Origin of the sequence: Devosia sp. (assembly GCF_028290645.1) — a bacterium.
Lineage (GTDB): Bacteria > Pseudomonadota > Alphaproteobacteria > Rhizobiales > Devosiaceae > Devosia_A.
Window position 1 is genome coordinate 1 of the sequence record NZ_JAQGJL010000078.1, and the last position, 14,915, is coordinate 14,915.

Annotated in this window: 13 protein-coding genes and 1 other RNA gene; 13 read left to right on the forward strand and 1 reads right to left on the reverse strand. The window is 65.8% G+C overall.

Features of this window, described 5'->3' with window-relative positions:
• The 10 genes from metF to mraY all read left to right on the forward strand — a co-directional run.
• A partial coding sequence (metF, locus tag JWQ89_RS04140) for a methylenetetrahydrofolate reductase [NAD(P)H] (RefSeq protein ID WP_299638664.1) occupies positions 1–816 on the forward strand: 816 nt, incomplete at its 5' end.
• A gap of 142 nt (positions 817–958) precedes the next feature.
• Positions 959–1,684: a hypothetical protein gene (locus JWQ89_RS04145; RefSeq protein WP_299638666.1), complete on the forward strand. Its 726-nt coding sequence runs from the start codon at positions 959–961 to the stop codon at positions 1,682–1,684.
• Positions 1,685–1,807: 123 nt separating this feature from the next.
• Positions 1,808–2,506: a DnaJ family molecular chaperone gene (locus tag JWQ89_RS04150; RefSeq protein ID WP_299638668.1), complete on the forward strand. Its 699-nt coding sequence runs from the start codon at positions 1,808–1,810 to the stop codon at positions 2,504–2,506.
• Positions 2,507–2,552: 46 nt separating this feature from the next.
• Positions 2,553–2,942, forward strand: an RNA gene (rnpB, locus tag JWQ89_RS04155) — RNase P RNA component class A.
• 125 nt (positions 2,943–3,067) lie between these two features.
• On the forward strand, positions 3,068–4,054 hold the full coding sequence (gene rsmH / locus JWQ89_RS04160) for a 16S rRNA (cytosine(1402)-N(4))-methyltransferase RsmH (protein WP_299638670.1): 987 nt from the start codon (positions 3,068–3,070) through the stop codon (positions 4,052–4,054).
• Positions 4,051–4,425, forward strand: coding sequence for a hypothetical protein (locus JWQ89_RS04165; RefSeq protein ID WP_299638672.1), 375 nt, complete (start codon positions 4,051–4,053; stop codon positions 4,423–4,425). Before rsmH ends, JWQ89_RS04165 begins: the two co-directional genes overlap by 4 nt.
• On the forward strand, positions 4,426–6,150 hold the full coding sequence (locus tag JWQ89_RS04170) for a penicillin-binding protein 2 (protein WP_299638674.1): 1,725 nt from the start codon (positions 4,426–4,428) through the stop codon (positions 6,148–6,150). It begins immediately after the preceding gene.
• 19 nt (positions 6,151–6,169) lie between these two features.
• Entirely contained in the window at positions 6,170–7,612 is a 1,443-nt protein-coding gene (locus tag JWQ89_RS04175) for a UDP-N-acetylmuramoyl-L-alanyl-D-glutamate--2,6-diaminopimelate ligase (RefSeq protein ID WP_299638686.1), read from the forward strand.
• 5 nt (positions 7,613–7,617) lie between these two features.
• The gene (gene murF, locus JWQ89_RS04180) at positions 7,618–9,042 is read left to right on the forward strand and encodes a UDP-N-acetylmuramoyl-tripeptide--D-alanyl-D-alanine ligase (protein ID WP_299638675.1); all 1,425 of its coding nucleotides are present in this window, start codon (positions 7,618–7,620) and stop codon (positions 9,040–9,042) included.
• A 24-nt stretch (positions 9,043–9,066) separates the two neighbouring features.
• Entirely contained in the window at positions 9,067–10,155 is a 1,089-nt protein-coding gene (gene mraY, locus JWQ89_RS04185) for a phospho-N-acetylmuramoyl-pentapeptide-transferase (protein WP_299638677.1), read from the forward strand.
• 1 nt (position 10,156) lies between these two features.
• Here mraY and JWQ89_RS04190 read toward each other — a convergent pair whose 3' ends face one another.
• Positions 10,157–11,608, reverse strand: a complete 1,452-nt coding sequence (locus JWQ89_RS04190; RefSeq protein WP_299638679.1) for a glycosyltransferase family 39 protein — start codon at positions 11,606–11,608, stop codon at positions 10,157–10,159.
• 295 nt (positions 11,609–11,903) lie between these two features.
• On the opposite strand from JWQ89_RS04190, the gene JWQ89_RS04195 reads away from it, so the two are divergent.
• The 3 genes from JWQ89_RS04195 to JWQ89_RS04205 form a co-directional block, all read left to right on the forward strand.
• A complete protein-coding gene (locus JWQ89_RS04195; RefSeq protein WP_299638681.1) occupies positions 11,904–13,064 on the forward strand; it encodes a putative peptidoglycan glycosyltransferase FtsW in 1,161 nt (386 codons plus the stop codon).
• A complete protein-coding gene (gene murG, locus JWQ89_RS04200; RefSeq protein ID WP_299638683.1) occupies positions 13,061–14,161 on the forward strand; it encodes an undecaprenyldiphospho-muramoylpentapeptide beta-N-acetylglucosaminyltransferase in 1,101 nt (366 codons plus the stop codon). The genes JWQ89_RS04195 and murG overlap by 4 nt, the downstream gene beginning before the upstream one ends.
• On the forward strand, positions 14,158–14,915 hold a 758-nt coding region (locus JWQ89_RS04205; protein ID WP_299638684.1), incomplete at its 3' end, for a Mur ligase domain-containing protein. The genes murG and JWQ89_RS04205, both read left to right, overlap by 4 nt.

Here is a 14,915-nt window from a genome sequence, read left to right on the forward strand (position 1 = left end):
CCCAAGACCGACGTCATGGAGGAGCGGTTCTGGGATTCGATCCACAAGCTCCCCCCGCTACAACCGCGCTTCGTCTCGGTCACCTATGGCGCCGGCGGCTCGACCCGCGAGCGCACGCTGCGCATGGTCAGCCGCGTCAAGGCCGAAACCGGGGTCGATGCCGCGGCGCATCTCACCTGCGTCGCCGCGACGCGGGACGAGGTCGACGCCGTGGTGCGCGGCTACCAGGAGGCGGGGATCACCCGCATCGTGGCGCTGCGCGGCGATCCGGCCGAGGGCATCGGCAAGCCGTTCACCCCGCATCCCGAGGGCTACTGCAACGCCGCCGATCTCGTCGCCGGCATCCGGCGCATCGGCGATTTCGACATCTCGGTCGCCGCCTATCCGGAAAAGCATCCGCAAAGCCCAAGCTGGGACGCCGATATCGACAACCTCAAGCGCAAGCTCGATGCCGGCGCGACCCGCGCCATCACCCAGATGTTCTTCGACAACGACGATTATTTCCGCTTCGTCGACCGGGCGCGGACGGCCGGCATCAGTGCGCCGATCGTCCCCGGCATCCAGCCGATCCACTCGTTCAAGCAGATCTCCGGCTTTGCGGCGCGTTGCGGCGCATCGATCCCCGGCTGGGTGGCGGAGCGATTCGAGGGGTTGGAGGAGGACCCAGAGACTCACGCGCTGGTCGCCTCGGCGGTGGCCGCCGAACAGGTGCTGGAGCTGGTCGACAACGGGATCACCGAGTTCCATTTCTACACCCTCAACCGCTCCAACCTGGTGCTGGCGCTGGCGCGGCTGCTCGGCGCCCGGCCCGACTGACCGTTTGGTGTTCAGCCACCGTTCAGGTCCGTTCAGGCATCGTTCATGCTTGGGGCAATCCAGGGGCCATCCATAAAATGGCCACGTTAATTCGCTTCCGTCCGGACGTGGTTGGGCGGGGCAAGTTGAAGGACAGCAGGCTATGAAACTCGATGGCAAGGTGAAGGGCGGACTGGCTTGGGCCGGTCTCGTCGTCATCCTCGCGGTGCCCGCCGCGGACATCCTCTTCGGCAACGCCGACGGCAATGCACCAAACGCCGCGATGACCGCAGACGCGCAGACGGGCAAGCCGTTGCTCAAGGTTCCCACGGTCAACACACCCACCAAGGCCGATACGATCGAGACCGCCAGCGTCACTGGCGGGGACGCGGTCGACAAGCTGCTCGCCAAGGGCAAGAAGCTGCCCTCCTACATTTCGGACGGCGACACCGCCGCCACGCCGAAGCCGGTGACGCTGAAGCCGATCACCCCGGCCGCCCAGCCGGCCAAGGCGCCGGTCGAGGTCGCAACCGTCGCTCCGGCCGAGACGCCGCCAGTGCCGCTGCCGCGCAGCGCACGGCCCAAGACGACCCAGGTCGCGTCGCTTCCCGCTGAGGAGAAGCCGCTGATCCTCGACGAGAACAAGGTCAAGCAGCACGAGCAGAAGGCCGCGGTCGAGCCGTTCCCGCTCAGTGACAACCCCGACGTAGTCACCGGCGACCAGCTCGAGGAATGGGATTCGGGCTCGCTCGCCGATTATCTGGCCCGCAAGGGGCTGTTGTCGGAAACGTCCGCACAACCATCCGACAACTACGATCCGGATGGTTTCTATCTCGACGAGGGGCCCAACAGGCCCAGGCGGCCGAGGAACGACTTCTTCCTGTTCTAACTCAGCGGCCGCCTCACGAGGCGGCCGAAACGTCAATGGGGTCCAAAGTTGCAAACTGCCGCATGCCGCAAGGCTGTTAATTTTGCGCTCGGCGGCTATGGTGCGCCGGGAACGGAGAGGCATATGTCGGTCTGGCAACGCCTTGGCGCATTCATGGGGTCGGCGTCGGAACGGACCGGGATCGTCGGTTCGTTCATCAACGCGCTCGATCCCGACACCTGGCTGCCCGGCGGCCGCGACGCCGCGTTCACGCTGGCGCTGATCGCGCTGTCGGCCAAGATGGCGGTATCGGATGGCGTCGTCACCGCTTCGGAACTGCGCGCCTTCCAGCGCACCGTCGAGATTCCGGCCGGCATCGAGCAGCAGGTCGACAAGCTGTTCCGGCTCGCCCAGCAGGACGTCGCCGGCTACGAATCCTATGCCAGGAAGATCCGCCGCTTCTTCATCGACAGCCCCGACACGTTGGAACACGTGCTCGACAGCCTGTTCTTCATCGCCTCGGCCGACGGGCTGATCCATGAGTCGGAGCTCGATTACCTCAAGAATGTCAGCGACATCTTCGGCTTCGACGATGCCCGCTTCGAGCAACTGACCGCCCAGCACGTGCTGTTCGACCGTGGCGCCGATCCGTTCATGGTGCTCGGCCTCGCGCCCAATGCCGACCGGGACGAGGTGAAGCGGGTCTATCGCTCGCTGGTCGCCGAGCACCACCCCGACCGGCTGATCGCCAAGGGCGTGCCCGAGGAGCTGATCGACGTGGCCACCGCCCGCATGGCGGCGATCAACAATGCCTACCACCAGATCATGAAACGCGCGGCCTGACGCATTGGCTTGACGGGGCTCTGCCCCGCCCCCCATATGCGCCTCGCCAGTTGACCGGGTGGCCGCTCTGCATGGGGTAACCCATGCGGGGAGGAAAGTCCGGGCTCCATCGAAATACGGTGACGGCTAACGGCCGCCGGGGGCGACCCCAGGGAAAGTGCCACAGAAAGCAAACCGCCCGTCCTCGGACGGGTAAGGATGAAAGGGTGCGGTAAGAGCGCACCGCGTGCCTGGCAACAGGGACGGCACGGCAAACCCCACCGGGAGCAAGACCAAATAGGGATGACGCGGAGCTCGCTCCAGCCGGTTTTCGAGGCCTGTCATCCGGGTTGGTTGCATGAAGTCGGCAGCAATGCCGCCTCAAGATGAATGGCCGCCACGTCCGCCCCTTCGGGAGCGGGCCCTACAGAACCCGGCTTACAGGTCAACTGGCACTTGATCCTCGCGCGGCCTCGGTAAGCTCAACAGAATCTTAATCCGAACTCGGCAAAGTGCGCCGAGACCCCTATTCTGGGGCACTATTGCTTACCGGCCATTGCCGGAGTGGAGTTCGGGCGGAAGATGAGCAAGCCGAAGGGCAGCGAGCAGCAGGCGCCGCATGTGCCGGTGCTGCTGGCCGAGGTGCTCGAAGCGCTGCAGCCGCTCGAGGGTGCGCGTATTCTCGACGGCACGTTCGGGGCGGGGGGCTATTCCCGCGCGTTGCTCGAAGCCGGCGCCTCCGTCGTTGCCCTCGATCGCGACCCGTCGGTGCTGCCGCACGCTGAAGCCCTCGGCGCCGAATTTGCGAGTCGTTTCAAGTTCGTCGCCGGCACCTTTTCCAATCTGGATCAGCTGTCGGACGGCCCCGTCGACGGAGTTGTCCTCGACATCGGCGTCTCTTCGATGCAGCTCGACCAGGCCGAGCGCGGCTTCTCGTTCATGCAGGAAGGTCCGCTCGACATGCGGATGTCGTCAGAAGGCGAGTCGGCCGCCGATCTGGTGAACGGGCTCGAAGAGGCGGACCTTGCCAATCTGCTCTTCGCTTTCGGCGAGGAACGCAAATCCCGCCGCATCGCCCATTCGATCGTCGCGGCACGCGCTGCGCAGCCGATCTCGACCACCACACAACTCGCCCGCCTCATCGAGAAATCCGTCGGCCGGAAGCCCGGCGACGCGCATCCGGCCACCCGGAGCTTCCAGGCCCTGCGCATCGCGGTGAATGGGGAGTTCGACCAGCTGGTCGAAGGGCTGTTCGCCAGCGAACGGCTACTGACTGAGGGCGGGCGCCTTGCGGTCGTCACCTTCCATTCGCTCGAGGACAGGATCGTCAAGCGCTTCTTCGATCCCGAGAAGGGCGCGCCGACGCAGTCCCGACACCTGCCGCAGGCGGTGCAGGAAGCGTCGCGATGGACCCGCGCCGGCAAGGCGCTGAAGGCATCCTCCGCCGAGACGGCGCGCAATCCGCGCTCGCGTTCGGCGACCCTCCGCTCGGGCCGTCGCACCGCGGCCCCGCCGCGGGTGCTCAGTTATGCCGGCCTCGGTGTGCCGATGTCGCGAGGTGCCGCATGATCAAGATGCTCAACGCCATCATGGTCTGCACCAGCGTGGTGGGTCTCGTCGGCGTCTATGCGCTAAAATATTCCGTCGAGGACATTGCCACGGCCAAGGTCTCGCTGGAGCGCAAGATCGACCGGCAGGAGGGCGAATTGAGCCTGCTCAAGGCCGACTGGTCCTATCTCAACCAGCCGGCGCACGTGGCGCCGATCGTCGCGCGCCACCAGGAGGCGCTGGCGCTGGTGCCCACCAGCCAGGAGCAGTTCGGGCGGATGGACAACCTGCCGATGCGGCCGGCTGCGCCCGATCCTGCGGCGCTCGATGCGCTGCTCTCGTCTCTCGATGCGGGCATCGATCCGATCCAACAGCTGATCGAGGCCAACTAGATGGCGATCATCACCGAAGGCGCCGAAACCATCTCGCTCGATGGCGGGCGGAAGGCGCGCGGCAACCTCACCAAGGCGCGGATCCGCTGGGTCATAGTGGCATTATTGCTGGGGTTCGCCACGGTCGGCGGCCGGCTGATCCAGCTCGGCGCCACCGTCACCGACTCGACCATCGAAGGCGTCGAACGCGACGTCATCACCGCCAGCCGCCCGCCGATCCTCGATCGCAACGGGCTCGAGATGGCCGTCGATATCCGCGTGCCCTCACTGTTCGCCGAGCCGCGCCGGATCATCGATGTCGAGGAAGCGGTGCAGAAGCTGCGCACCGTGCTGCCCGAGCTTGACGAGGATTGGCTCAGGAAGCGCCTTACCGGCGACAAGGGCTTCGTCTGGGTGAAGCGCGAACTCACCCCGGCAATCGAGGAGAAGATCTTCCAGCTCGGCATCCCGGGCATCGAATTCGTCACCGAGAGCAAGCGCTTCTACCCCTCTGGGCAGGAGGCTTCGCATATTCTCGGCGCCGTCAATATCGACAACCAGGGCACCATGGGCATCGAAAAGCACATGGATGACGACAGCCTCGCCCTGCTGCAGTCGATCGGGCTGGCGCGCGGCAACGAGATGACGCCGGTCAACCTCTCGATCGACTTGCGCGTCCAGCACGCGATGTACGAGCAGCTCACCGATGCCATGACCCGCTACAAGGCGGTGGCGGCGGCCGGCGTGATGATGGACGTCAAGACCGGCGAAATCCTGGCCCTCGCGTCGCTGCCGGATTTCGACCCGAACAACCCCTCGACCCTGTTCCAGGACTATAACGGGGTGAAGAACGACCGCTTCAACCGCATCACCTCGGGCATCTACGAGCTCGGCTCGACCTTCAAGACCATCACCATGGCCGGCGCTCTCGACAGCGGCAAGGTCAAGATCACCGATCAATTCGACGCCCGTTTCGGCGTGCGCTTCGGCCGCTTCACCATTGACGATTTCCACGGCAAGCACCGCATCCTGAGCGTGCCGGAGATCTACAAATACTCGTCCAATATCGGCACCATCCATGTCATGCAGACGCTCGGAAAGGACGACTTCCGGGCCTTTCTCACCAAGATCGGCATGGACCAGACAGTGCCGTTCGAGCTGCCCGAGATGCGCAAGCCCAAGGTGCCGGACAAGTTCTCCGAGATCGTCGCCGCAACCTCGAGCTTCGGGCACGGCCTCTCCGTCTCGCCGCTGCACATGGTCCGGGCGGTCGCGGCCTTCGTCAACGACGGCAACATGACGACGCCGACCATGTACAAGCGCAGCGAGGCCGAGGCCCGGCAGACCTACGTTTCGGTGATCTCCCCTACGACCAGCGCCGAGATCCGCTACCTGATGCGCCTCAACGCCCTCGAAGGCTCGGGCACCCGCATGAACAAGCTCGCCAACGGCTACCGCGTCGGCGGCAAGACCGGCACGGCCGAAAAAGTGGTGGGCAAGGTCTATTCAGCGGACAAGACGCTCGCCGTGTTCGCCTCCGCCTTTCCGCTCGATGATCCGCGCTACGCCATGGTCGTCCTCGTCGATGAACCGCAGAACGAGAACCCGCAATCCGGCCATACTGCGGGCTGGAATGCAGGCGAAGTAACGGGCCGCATCGTGCAACGGGTTGCGCCGATGCTTGGAATCAGCCCCGACTTCAGTGAAATGTTGGATTCGAACCTTGTCCCAGTTGAACTTCGCTGAAGCCATTCGGGAAGACAGCGTGCCGTTCGCGCTCACAGATTTGCTGAAAGGGGCCGGCGCCCTGTCGGTCCCGGCGCTCGAAGTCGAGGGCATCAACGCCGACAGCCGCGCCATCGTGCCGGGCGAGGCGTTCTTCGCGCTGCCCGGGACGCGGGTGCATGGCGATGCTTTCGCAGCGCAGGCGGTGGGCCGCGGCGCCAGTGTGATGGTGAGCGATCGCCAGCCCGAGGCCGATCCGGGCATTCCGGTCGTGCTGGTAGAGGACGTCCGCGCCGCCTATGCACAAGCGGCAGCCCGTCAGTTCGCGCCGCAGCCCGCGGTCTCGGTCGCCGTAACCGGCACCAACGGCAAATCCTCGATCGTCTCGTTCGTGCGCCAGATCTGGACCGCCTGCGGCATCGAGGCGGCGAGCCTCGGCACGGTCGGGGTCGAGACCAAGGCCGGCATCCGGCCGCGCGAACTCACCACCTCGGACCCGCTGTCGCTGCATCGTGATCTGGGCGAACTGCGCGCCGAGGGCATAGACCATGTCGCCATGGAAGCCTCGAGCCAGGGCCTCGACCAGCGCCGCGTCGACGGCATCCGCTTCAACGCCGTGGCCTTCACCAATCTCAGCCGCGACCATCTCGACTACCACCGCGACATGGCCACCTATCGCGATGCCAAGCTCAGGCTCTTCACCGACCTGATCGCCGAGGGCGGGTCGGCGGTGGTCAACTGCGACGACCCGGAGCACACCCCGTTCCTGTTCGCCGCGCTCGATGGCGGCGCGACGCTGATGACCGTTGGGCGCGAAGGCGCTTTCCTCGAACTCACCGAGATCAGGAACGAAGGCTACGGCCAGCGGGTCATCGCCCGCATTGTCGGCGAGCCCGTCAGCTTCTACCTGCCGCTGACCGGCGCCTTCCAGGTCAACAACGCCGCCGTGGCGCTGGCCCTCGCGGTCGGGACCGGCGCACCGCCTGATCGCGCGGTCAAGGCGCTCGAGGGCCTCAAGGGCGCCAAGGGCCGGCTCGAGCTGGTGGCCGAGCACAACGGCGCCGCCATCTTCGTCGACTACTCGCACAAGCCCGTCGCACTGGAGACAGCGCTCGAAGCACTGCGCCCCTACGCCAAGGGCAGCCTCCGCCTCGTCTTCGGCGCCGGCGGGGACCGCGACAAGGGCAAGCGCCCGATCATGGGCGAAGTCGCCGATCGCCTTGCCGACGACGTCATCGTCACCGACGACAATCCGCGCACCGAAGACGCCGCCACCATCCGCTCCGAGATCATGGCCGCGACGCCCAAGGCGCTCGAGGTCGGCGACCGCCGGCGGGCCATCGAGACCGGCATCAGCCGGCTGCAGCCCGGCGATGTCCTGCTGATTGCGGGCAAGGGCCACGAGGACTATCAGATCATCGGCACCACCAAGCACCACTTCTCCGACCACGAAGTGGTGCTGGAGACCCTGAAAGGACTCTAGCGCCGATGCGACCGCTCTGGACCGTCGCGGAGGTCGTCAAAGCCACCGGCGGACGGCCCGAAGGCCTGTCAGATGGCCCGATCTCTTCGATCTCGATCGATTCCCGCGACATCGCCCCCGAAGCGCTGTTCGTCGCCATCAAGGGCGACACGCATGACGGGCACGATTTCGTCGGCAAGGCGCTGGACGCCGGGGCGACCGCGGCCCTGGTCTCCGAGGCCTACCACGCGAAGCATGGCGGCAGGCAGCTGATCGTCGTGCCCGACCCGCTGAAGGCGCTGGAGCAGCTTGGCGTCGCCGCCCGCGCCCGCAATCGCGGCCAGATCATCGCGGTCACCGGCAGCGCCGGCAAGACCACCACCAAGGAAGCGATCCGCACCGCGCTCGCCGCCTCGGGCGAGACGCACTACTCGATCAAGAGCTTCAACAACCACTGGGGCGTGCCGCTGATGCTCGCCCGCATGCCGCGAGAGGCGCAGTTCGGCGTATTCGAGATTGGCATGAACCATCCGGGCGAGATCACGCCGCTGGTGAAGCTGGTCCGCCCGCATACCGCGGTGATCACCACAGTTGCCGCGGCGCATCTCGAGTTCTTCGCGTCGGTCGCGGACATCGCCGTGGCCAAGGCCGAGATTTTCCTCGGGCTCGAGCCGGGCGGCACGGCAGTGCTCAACGCCGACCACGAGCATCTCCACATCCTCTTCGCCCATGCCCGGGCCGCAGGGGTCGCGCGCGTCGTCACCTACGGCTTCGACGAAAGCGCCGACTGGTACATCAGCCGGGTGGACAACTCGGCGAACGCAACGCTCGCCGAGGTCACGCATACTGGAGAGCGCTACAACCTGCAGCTGCAGGTGCCCGGTCGCCACATGGTCGCCAACGCCGTTGCAGCACTGGCAGTAGCGCAACTCTCAGGCGAGGGCACGCGCAAGGCCATTGCAGCACTCGCCCAGTTCGGCGCCCCGGAAGGGCGGGGGCTGACGCTCCGGCTCGGACCCGACAAGAAGCCGCTGCTCCTCGTCGACGAGAGCTACAACGCCAATGTCGCCTCGATGAATGCCGCGATGGACCTCTACACCGGCGTGAGGCCCCCCGAGGGGCGCAAGATACTGGTCCTCGGCGACATGCTGGAAATGGGCCTGCAGGGCCCGCAGCTCCATTCGGGCCTCGCCGATGCGGTGCTCAAGACCGGCGCCACGCAGGTTTTCCTCGTCGGCACGGCGATGCGGGCGCTCGCCGATGAGTTGCGCCGCCGCGCCGAGAGCGATCGCGACGTGCCCGGTGTGACCCATATGCCAACCGCCGAGGAGATCACGGATAGCGTGCTCTCCGCGCTTGCCTACGGCGACGCAGTTATGGTCAAAGGGTCAAAAGGCGTCCGGCTCGCACCCCTGGTCCAGAAGATCCGCGAGCGCTTCCAGAACGCCTAAGGCGACGGGTGGGACACCGACAGCATGCTGTATTTCCTCGGGCAGTTGGGCGATAGCCTCGCCGCCTTCAATGTGTTCCGCTACATCACTTTCAGGACGGCAGGCGCGGTGGTGACCGCGCTGTTCTTCGTCTTCTTGTTCGGGCCGGGCATTATCGACGCGTTGCGCATCCGGCAGGGCAAGGGCGGCCCGCCGATCCGCGAGGACGGTCCGCAGAGCCACCTGCAGAGCAAGAAGGGCACGCCCATCATGGGCGGCCTGATGATCCTCGCCGGGGCCGTGACCTCGACCCTGCTGTGGTCGAACCTCACCAACGGCTATGTCTGGGTCGTGCTGTTCGTCACCGTTTCGTTCGGCGCCATCGGCTTTTACGACGATTATCTCAAGGTCAAGCGCATGTCGCATGCCGGCTTCTCCGGGCGGCAGCGGTTGGTCCTCGAGGCCATCATCGGCGCCGTCGCCTGCTATTTCATCTCGATCCTGGGCGACCCGGCGACTTCGACGTCGCTGTTCTTTCCCTTCGTCAAGGGCCTCGCGATCAACCTCGGCTGGTTCTTCGTGCTGTTCGGCGCCTTCGTCATCACCGCGGCCGGCAATTCGGTGAACCTCACCGACGGTCTCGATGGCCTTGCCATCGTGCCGGTGATGGTCGCCGCCGCCTGTTTCGGCCTCATCGCCTATCTCGTCGGCTCGTCGACCTTTTCCGACTACCTGCTGCTCAACCCGGTTCCCGGCACGGCCGAGCTGTCGGTGGTTTGTGGCGCGCTGATCGGGGCGGGGCTCGGGTTCCTCTGGTTCAACGCGCCGCCCGCGCAGATCTTCATGGGCGATACCGGCTCGCTGGCGCTCGGCGGCGCGCTCGGCACCATTGCGGTCGCCATCAAGCACGAGATCGTCCTCGCCATCGTCGGCGGCCTGTTCGTCCTCGAGGCAGTCTCGGTGATCGTGCAGGTGGTCTCCTTCAAGCTCACCGGCAAGCGCGTCTTCAAGATGGCCCCGATCCACCACCATTTCGAAATGATGGGCTGGACCGAGAGCCAGGTGGTGATCCGTTTCTGGATCATCTCGATCGTCCTGGCGCTGATCGGGCTGAGCTCGCTGAAGCTCCGATAGCTCAGGCGAGATCGGGCCACCGGTAGAGCGGTGAATCGCGGGGCGGGGTGAGGTCGGGACTCCATCCATCTACCGGCCGGATGATCATCGTGCCCTCGTTCTGCTCCCGCCAGATGCGTTCCGCGGCGACGCCGCCGTCGCCCGGAACCAGCTCATCGGCGCGCCCGTCGGGGTAGACGTAGAGCCCGTTGGTGCCCTCCAGGTCCGTCGCAGCAAAGCCGATGTACCGGCTGCGCTGGTTGATCTGGTACACCGGCAAGCGGCCGCGCAGCTGCCATCGTAAAGCGGCGTAGGTCCGGTAGTCGGTCGTGGCGACCCAGCCGTATCCACCTGACTCGGCCATGGCGATCACCGCATCTCCCACCGCCGCATAACCGTCGTCCCGGCCGATCGGGTCCCGGTTGCCGCCCCATGCCCCAGCATCCAACGTCACATGGTAGTGCGCCCCCGCCAGCAGGACGAGGTTGATGCAGATCGCGACCAGCCACCACCGCCCTACGGTGCGTGGCAGGCGTGCTGCAGTCCCAGCCACCGGGTGCGACATACCGATAGCCGCCGCCGCTATCCCAAATGGCCACATCGCGACAGGCCAGGAGGTATTGATGTCGAGGCTCAACGCCCTGATCGCCAGATAACCGAAGAAGAAAAGGAAGGCGACGGAGATCGCCAGCGTTGTGCCGTCGGCCTCCCTGAATGCTCGGATGGCGCCGCGAATGGAGCCGAATACGACCAGGGGGGCCAGTACAGGGCCGATCAGAAGCAGCGAGAGCGCCAGGAAATCGGTCAGGTTGCCGAGATCCATGCCATGTCCGCCGACCGCGCGGACGCCCTGGAAGCGAAACGAGGCCCAGTCGTTCTGGAAATTCCACCAGAGCACCGGGGCGAACAGGAGCAGGCTGATCACGCCGGCGATCCATGGCCAAGGCGTGAAAAGCCAACGGCGATTGCGTGGCGGCACGAGCAGGAAGGCAAGGATGGCGGGAACGAAGAGCAGGGCCATGTACTTCGACAGCAGCGCCAATCCCGCCGCCGCGCCGACCAGAAGCCACCAGAGCGCGTCGCCTGTCTGCTCCAGTTTGCTCAGGGCCCAGAACATCAGGCTCGAGAACAGGATAAGGGGGATGCTCGGCTCGATCAGCATGGCGATACCGCCCAGATGGATGGTGGACTCCATCGCCAGCACAACGGTCGCCGCTGCCTGGAGCGAACCGGTCCGGCGCCGCACGATGTCAGCGAGCAATAGTTCCGCGATCGGCATCGCCAGCAGAAAGGCGAAGCGGGCGCCGAACAGGCTATCTCCGAAGAGGCTGGTGCCAAGACGGACGAGCCACGCAACCATGGGGGGATGGTCGAGGTAGGAGACGACCCACTCCTTGGACCAGGCCCAGTGGTAAGCCTCGTCCGTCCTCAGTTCCAGGATCGATCCCGCAAACAGTTTTGCGACGGTGAGCACCGCTAATGCGCCGGCGATCAGGGCCAGCTGCCGGCGGACCGTCCAATATGCGATCGCGGCCGTCTCCGCCGGAGGCGAAACAGATTCTACATTCACTGCGCCCCCACGGCGGAGTCCGCCGCCCGCCCCGTTTCTTCCTGCGTAGCGCAAGCACGACGGTTGTCAAAGCCCAACCATCGGCGTCCTCAGATGATTCGCAAAACGCGACTCCGTTCCGAACTTGGTAACCAACCTGGCGATACAATTTGCATCGAGTTGCGTAAGGGAGGCCGCCTGGGTAGGGCGGCGTCAGGACATGTTTTCACGCGAGCGCAAGACCCCCATCGCCGAGTGGTGGTGGACGATCGACAAGTCGCTGCTCGCGGCGCTGATCCTTTTGATGCTGGTCGGCGTACTGCTGAGCTTCGCGGCAAGTCCGCCGGTGGCCGAGCGTCTCGGGCTGGGCCCGTGGCACTTCATCATCCGCCAGGCGATCTTTGCGGCTCTGGCGCTGCCGGTGATGGTCGCCACCTCGTTTCTTTCGCATCGTGCTGCCCGCATCGCGGCGCTGGGAGTGCTGGTCGTCTCGATCATCCTCCTCTGGCTGACGCTGAAAGTTGGCGTCGAGGTCAAGGGCGCCAAGCGCTGGGTGTCGCTGGCCGGCAATACAGTGCAGCCGTCCGAGTTCGTGAAACCGGCCTTTGCCGTCATCGGGGCGTGGCTATTTTCCGAGAGCATGAAACGGCCGGGCGTCCCGGCGCGGATCATCGCCACCGGCATCATGGTCACCATCGTCGCGGGCCTCCTGCTGCAGCCCGACATCGGGCAGACAGCGCTGATCCTCGCCACCTGGGGCGTGCTGCTGTTCCTCTCCGGCATCTCCTGGCTGGTGATTTTCGGGCTGGGCGCCGCCGGGGTAGGGCTGCTGTTCGCGGCCTACATGTTCTTCCCGCACTTCGCCAAGCGCATCGACAGCTTCCTCAATCCCGAAGGGGGCAACACCTATCAGGTCGACAAGGCGCTAAGCTCACTGCTCGAAGGCGGCTGGTTCGGGCGCGGGCCGGGTGAATCGCTGGCGAAGAAAGTCATCCCGGACGCCCATGCCGACTACGTGTTCTCGGCAGCGGCGGGCGAGTTCGGCATCCTCTTCTGCCTCTGCCTCGTGGCGCTGATCGGTTTCATCGCCGTCAAGGCGCTGATCGGCGCGCAGCAGCAATCGAGCCTGTTTGCGCGGCTCGCCGCATCCACCCTCGCCATCCAGTTCGGGCTGCAGTGCTCGATCAACCTCGCGGTCAATCTGAACCTCATTCCGCCCAAGGGCATGACGCTGCCCTTCGTCTCCTATGGCGGCACGTCCATGCTGGCGATCGCCTTCGCCATGGGCCTGATGCTGGCCTTCACCCGCAAGAAGCCGGAGGAGCGACTCGCTACCGGGCTTCCCGTCTATCGCAGTGGAGTGCTATCCCCCGCCCAATGAGCAGATTCGTTCTGATGGCGGGCGGTACGGGAGGCCATCTCTTCCCGGCGATGGCGCTGGCGCAGGAATTGCGCCGGCGCGGCCATAACATCCAACTGATGACCGATCACCGTGTCGCCTCCTATGGCGACGGCTTTCCCGCCAGCGCCACGCATATCGTGCCTTCGGCGACCCCGTCGGTCAGCAACCCGATCCGCTTCGTCACCGCCGGCTTCACCATCCTCTGGGGCATCGGTGTTGCGTTCCTCAAGCTCGCGAGCGTAAAGCCTGACGCGGTGATCGGCTTCGGCGGCTACCCGGTCTATCCCCCCTTCGTCGCCGCAAGTCTCCGCGGCACGCCCGGCATCCTCCATGAACAGAACGCGGTGATGGGCCGGGCCAATCGCGCACTGGCGCGGATGGCGAAAATCATCGCGCTGAGCTTCCCCCGCACCGCCAAGGCAGAAGCCTTCGCCGACAAGAGCGTGCTCGTCGGCAATCCGGTCCGCGACCGCGTGCGTGGCGTTGCCAAAGTGCCGTATCCGGCGCTCGAGCCGGGCGGGGTCATCCGGCTACTCGTGTTCGGCGGCAGCCAGGGCGCCCGCGTGTTCGCCGACCTCGTGCCGCCGGCCGTCGCCGAACTGCCACCGGAGCTGCGCTCGCGGCTGCGCATCGTGCAGCAGTGCCGGGCCGAGGACCTCGATCGTGTCGCCGAGACCTACCGGCAGGCGAAAGTGAACGTCGAGCTTGCCGCCTTCTTCGACGACCTGCCCGAGCGCATGGCAAGCTCGCATCTCGTCATCTCCCGCTCCGGCGCTTCCACCGTCGCCGAACTCACCGCCATCGGCCGGCCGGCCGTTCTCGTGCCGCTGCCCGGCGCGATCGATGCGGACCAGAAGAACAACGCCCTGGTGATCGAGGCCGCCGGCGGCGGGTGGATCCTCGAGCAGGCCACGCTTACGCCACTATCGCTTGGCACTCGCTTGGCCTCACTTCTCGGTGATCCGGGCGTGTTGCAGAGGGCGGCCGCTGCCGCCAAGGCGCTGGGTCAACCGGACGCCGTCACCAAGCTCGCCGACGTGGCAGAACGCCTAGCGGCCAAGGGGAAATCGCAATGAAGATGCCGCGTAATATCGGACCGGTGCATTTCGTCGGCATCGGCGGCATCGGCATGAGCGGCATCGCCGAAATCCTGCACAACCAGGGCTACAAGGTCCGCGGCTCGGACAGCGCCGAGAACCCCAACGTGCAGCGCCTGCGCAAGATGGGCATCGAGGTCGAGATCGGCCAGAAAGCCGAGAACCTCAAGGACGCCGCCGTCGTCGTCATCTCGTCCGCCATCAAGAAGGGCAATCCCGAGCTCGCCGCGGCCCGTTCGCGCGGGCTTCCCGTGGTGCGCCGGGCCGAGATGCTGGCCGAGATCATGCGGTTCAAGAACGCCATCGCCATCGGCGGCACGCACGGCAAGACCACGACCACCACCATGGTCGCGGCGCTGCTCGACGCCGGCAACATGGATCCCACCGTCATCAACGGCGGCATCATCAACGCCTATGGAACCAATGCCCGCCTCGGCGACGGCGAGTGGATGGTGGTCGAGGCCGACGAGAGTGACGGCACCTTCGTCAAGCTCCCGGCCGACGTCGCCATCGTCACCAATATTGACCCCGAGCACCTTGACTATTACGTCGATTTCTCCGGCGTGAAGCAGGCGTTCCTCAACTTCGTCGAGAACGTGCCGTTCTACGGTTTCGCCGTGATGTGCCTCGATCATCCCGAAGTGCAGTCGCTGATTGGCCAAATTCGCGACCGCCGGGTCATCACCTACGGCCGCAACCCGCAGGCCGACGTGCGGCTGGTCGATCTCGAGAT

What these genes read in the sequence shown, in the direction of transcription:
- JWQ89_RS04145 (WP_299638666.1), top strand. Translation starts at nt 959, where the DNA reads ATGAAACTCGATGGCAAGGTGAAGGGCGGACTGGCTTGGGCCGGTCTC.
- JWQ89_RS04150 (WP_299638668.1), top strand. Translation starts at nt 1,808, where the DNA reads ATGTCGGTCTGGCAACGCCTTGGCGCATTCATGGGGTCGGCGTCGGAA.
- rsmH (WP_299638670.1), top strand. Translation starts at nt 3,068, where the DNA reads ATGAGCAAGCCGAAGGGCAGCGAGCAGCAGGCGCCGCATGTGCCGGTG.
- JWQ89_RS04165 (WP_299638672.1), top strand. Translation starts at nt 4,051, where the DNA reads ATGATCAAGATGCTCAACGCCATCATGGTCTGCACCAGCGTGGTGGGT.
- JWQ89_RS04170 (WP_299638674.1), top strand. Translation starts at nt 4,426, where the DNA reads ATGGCGATCATCACCGAAGGCGCCGAAACCATCTCGCTCGATGGCGGG.
- murF (WP_299638675.1), top strand. Translation starts at nt 7,618, where the DNA reads ATGCGACCGCTCTGGACCGTCGCGGAGGTCGTCAAAGCCACCGGCGGA.
- mraY (WP_299638677.1), top strand. Translation starts at nt 9,067, where the DNA reads ATGCTGTATTTCCTCGGGCAGTTGGGCGATAGCCTCGCCGCCTTCAAT.
- JWQ89_RS04195 (WP_299638681.1), top strand. Translation starts at nt 11,904, where the DNA reads ATGTTTTCACGCGAGCGCAAGACCCCCATCGCCGAGTGGTGGTGGACG.
- murG (WP_299638683.1), top strand. Translation starts at nt 13,061, where the DNA reads ATGAGCAGATTCGTTCTGATGGCGGGCGGTACGGGAGGCCATCTCTTC.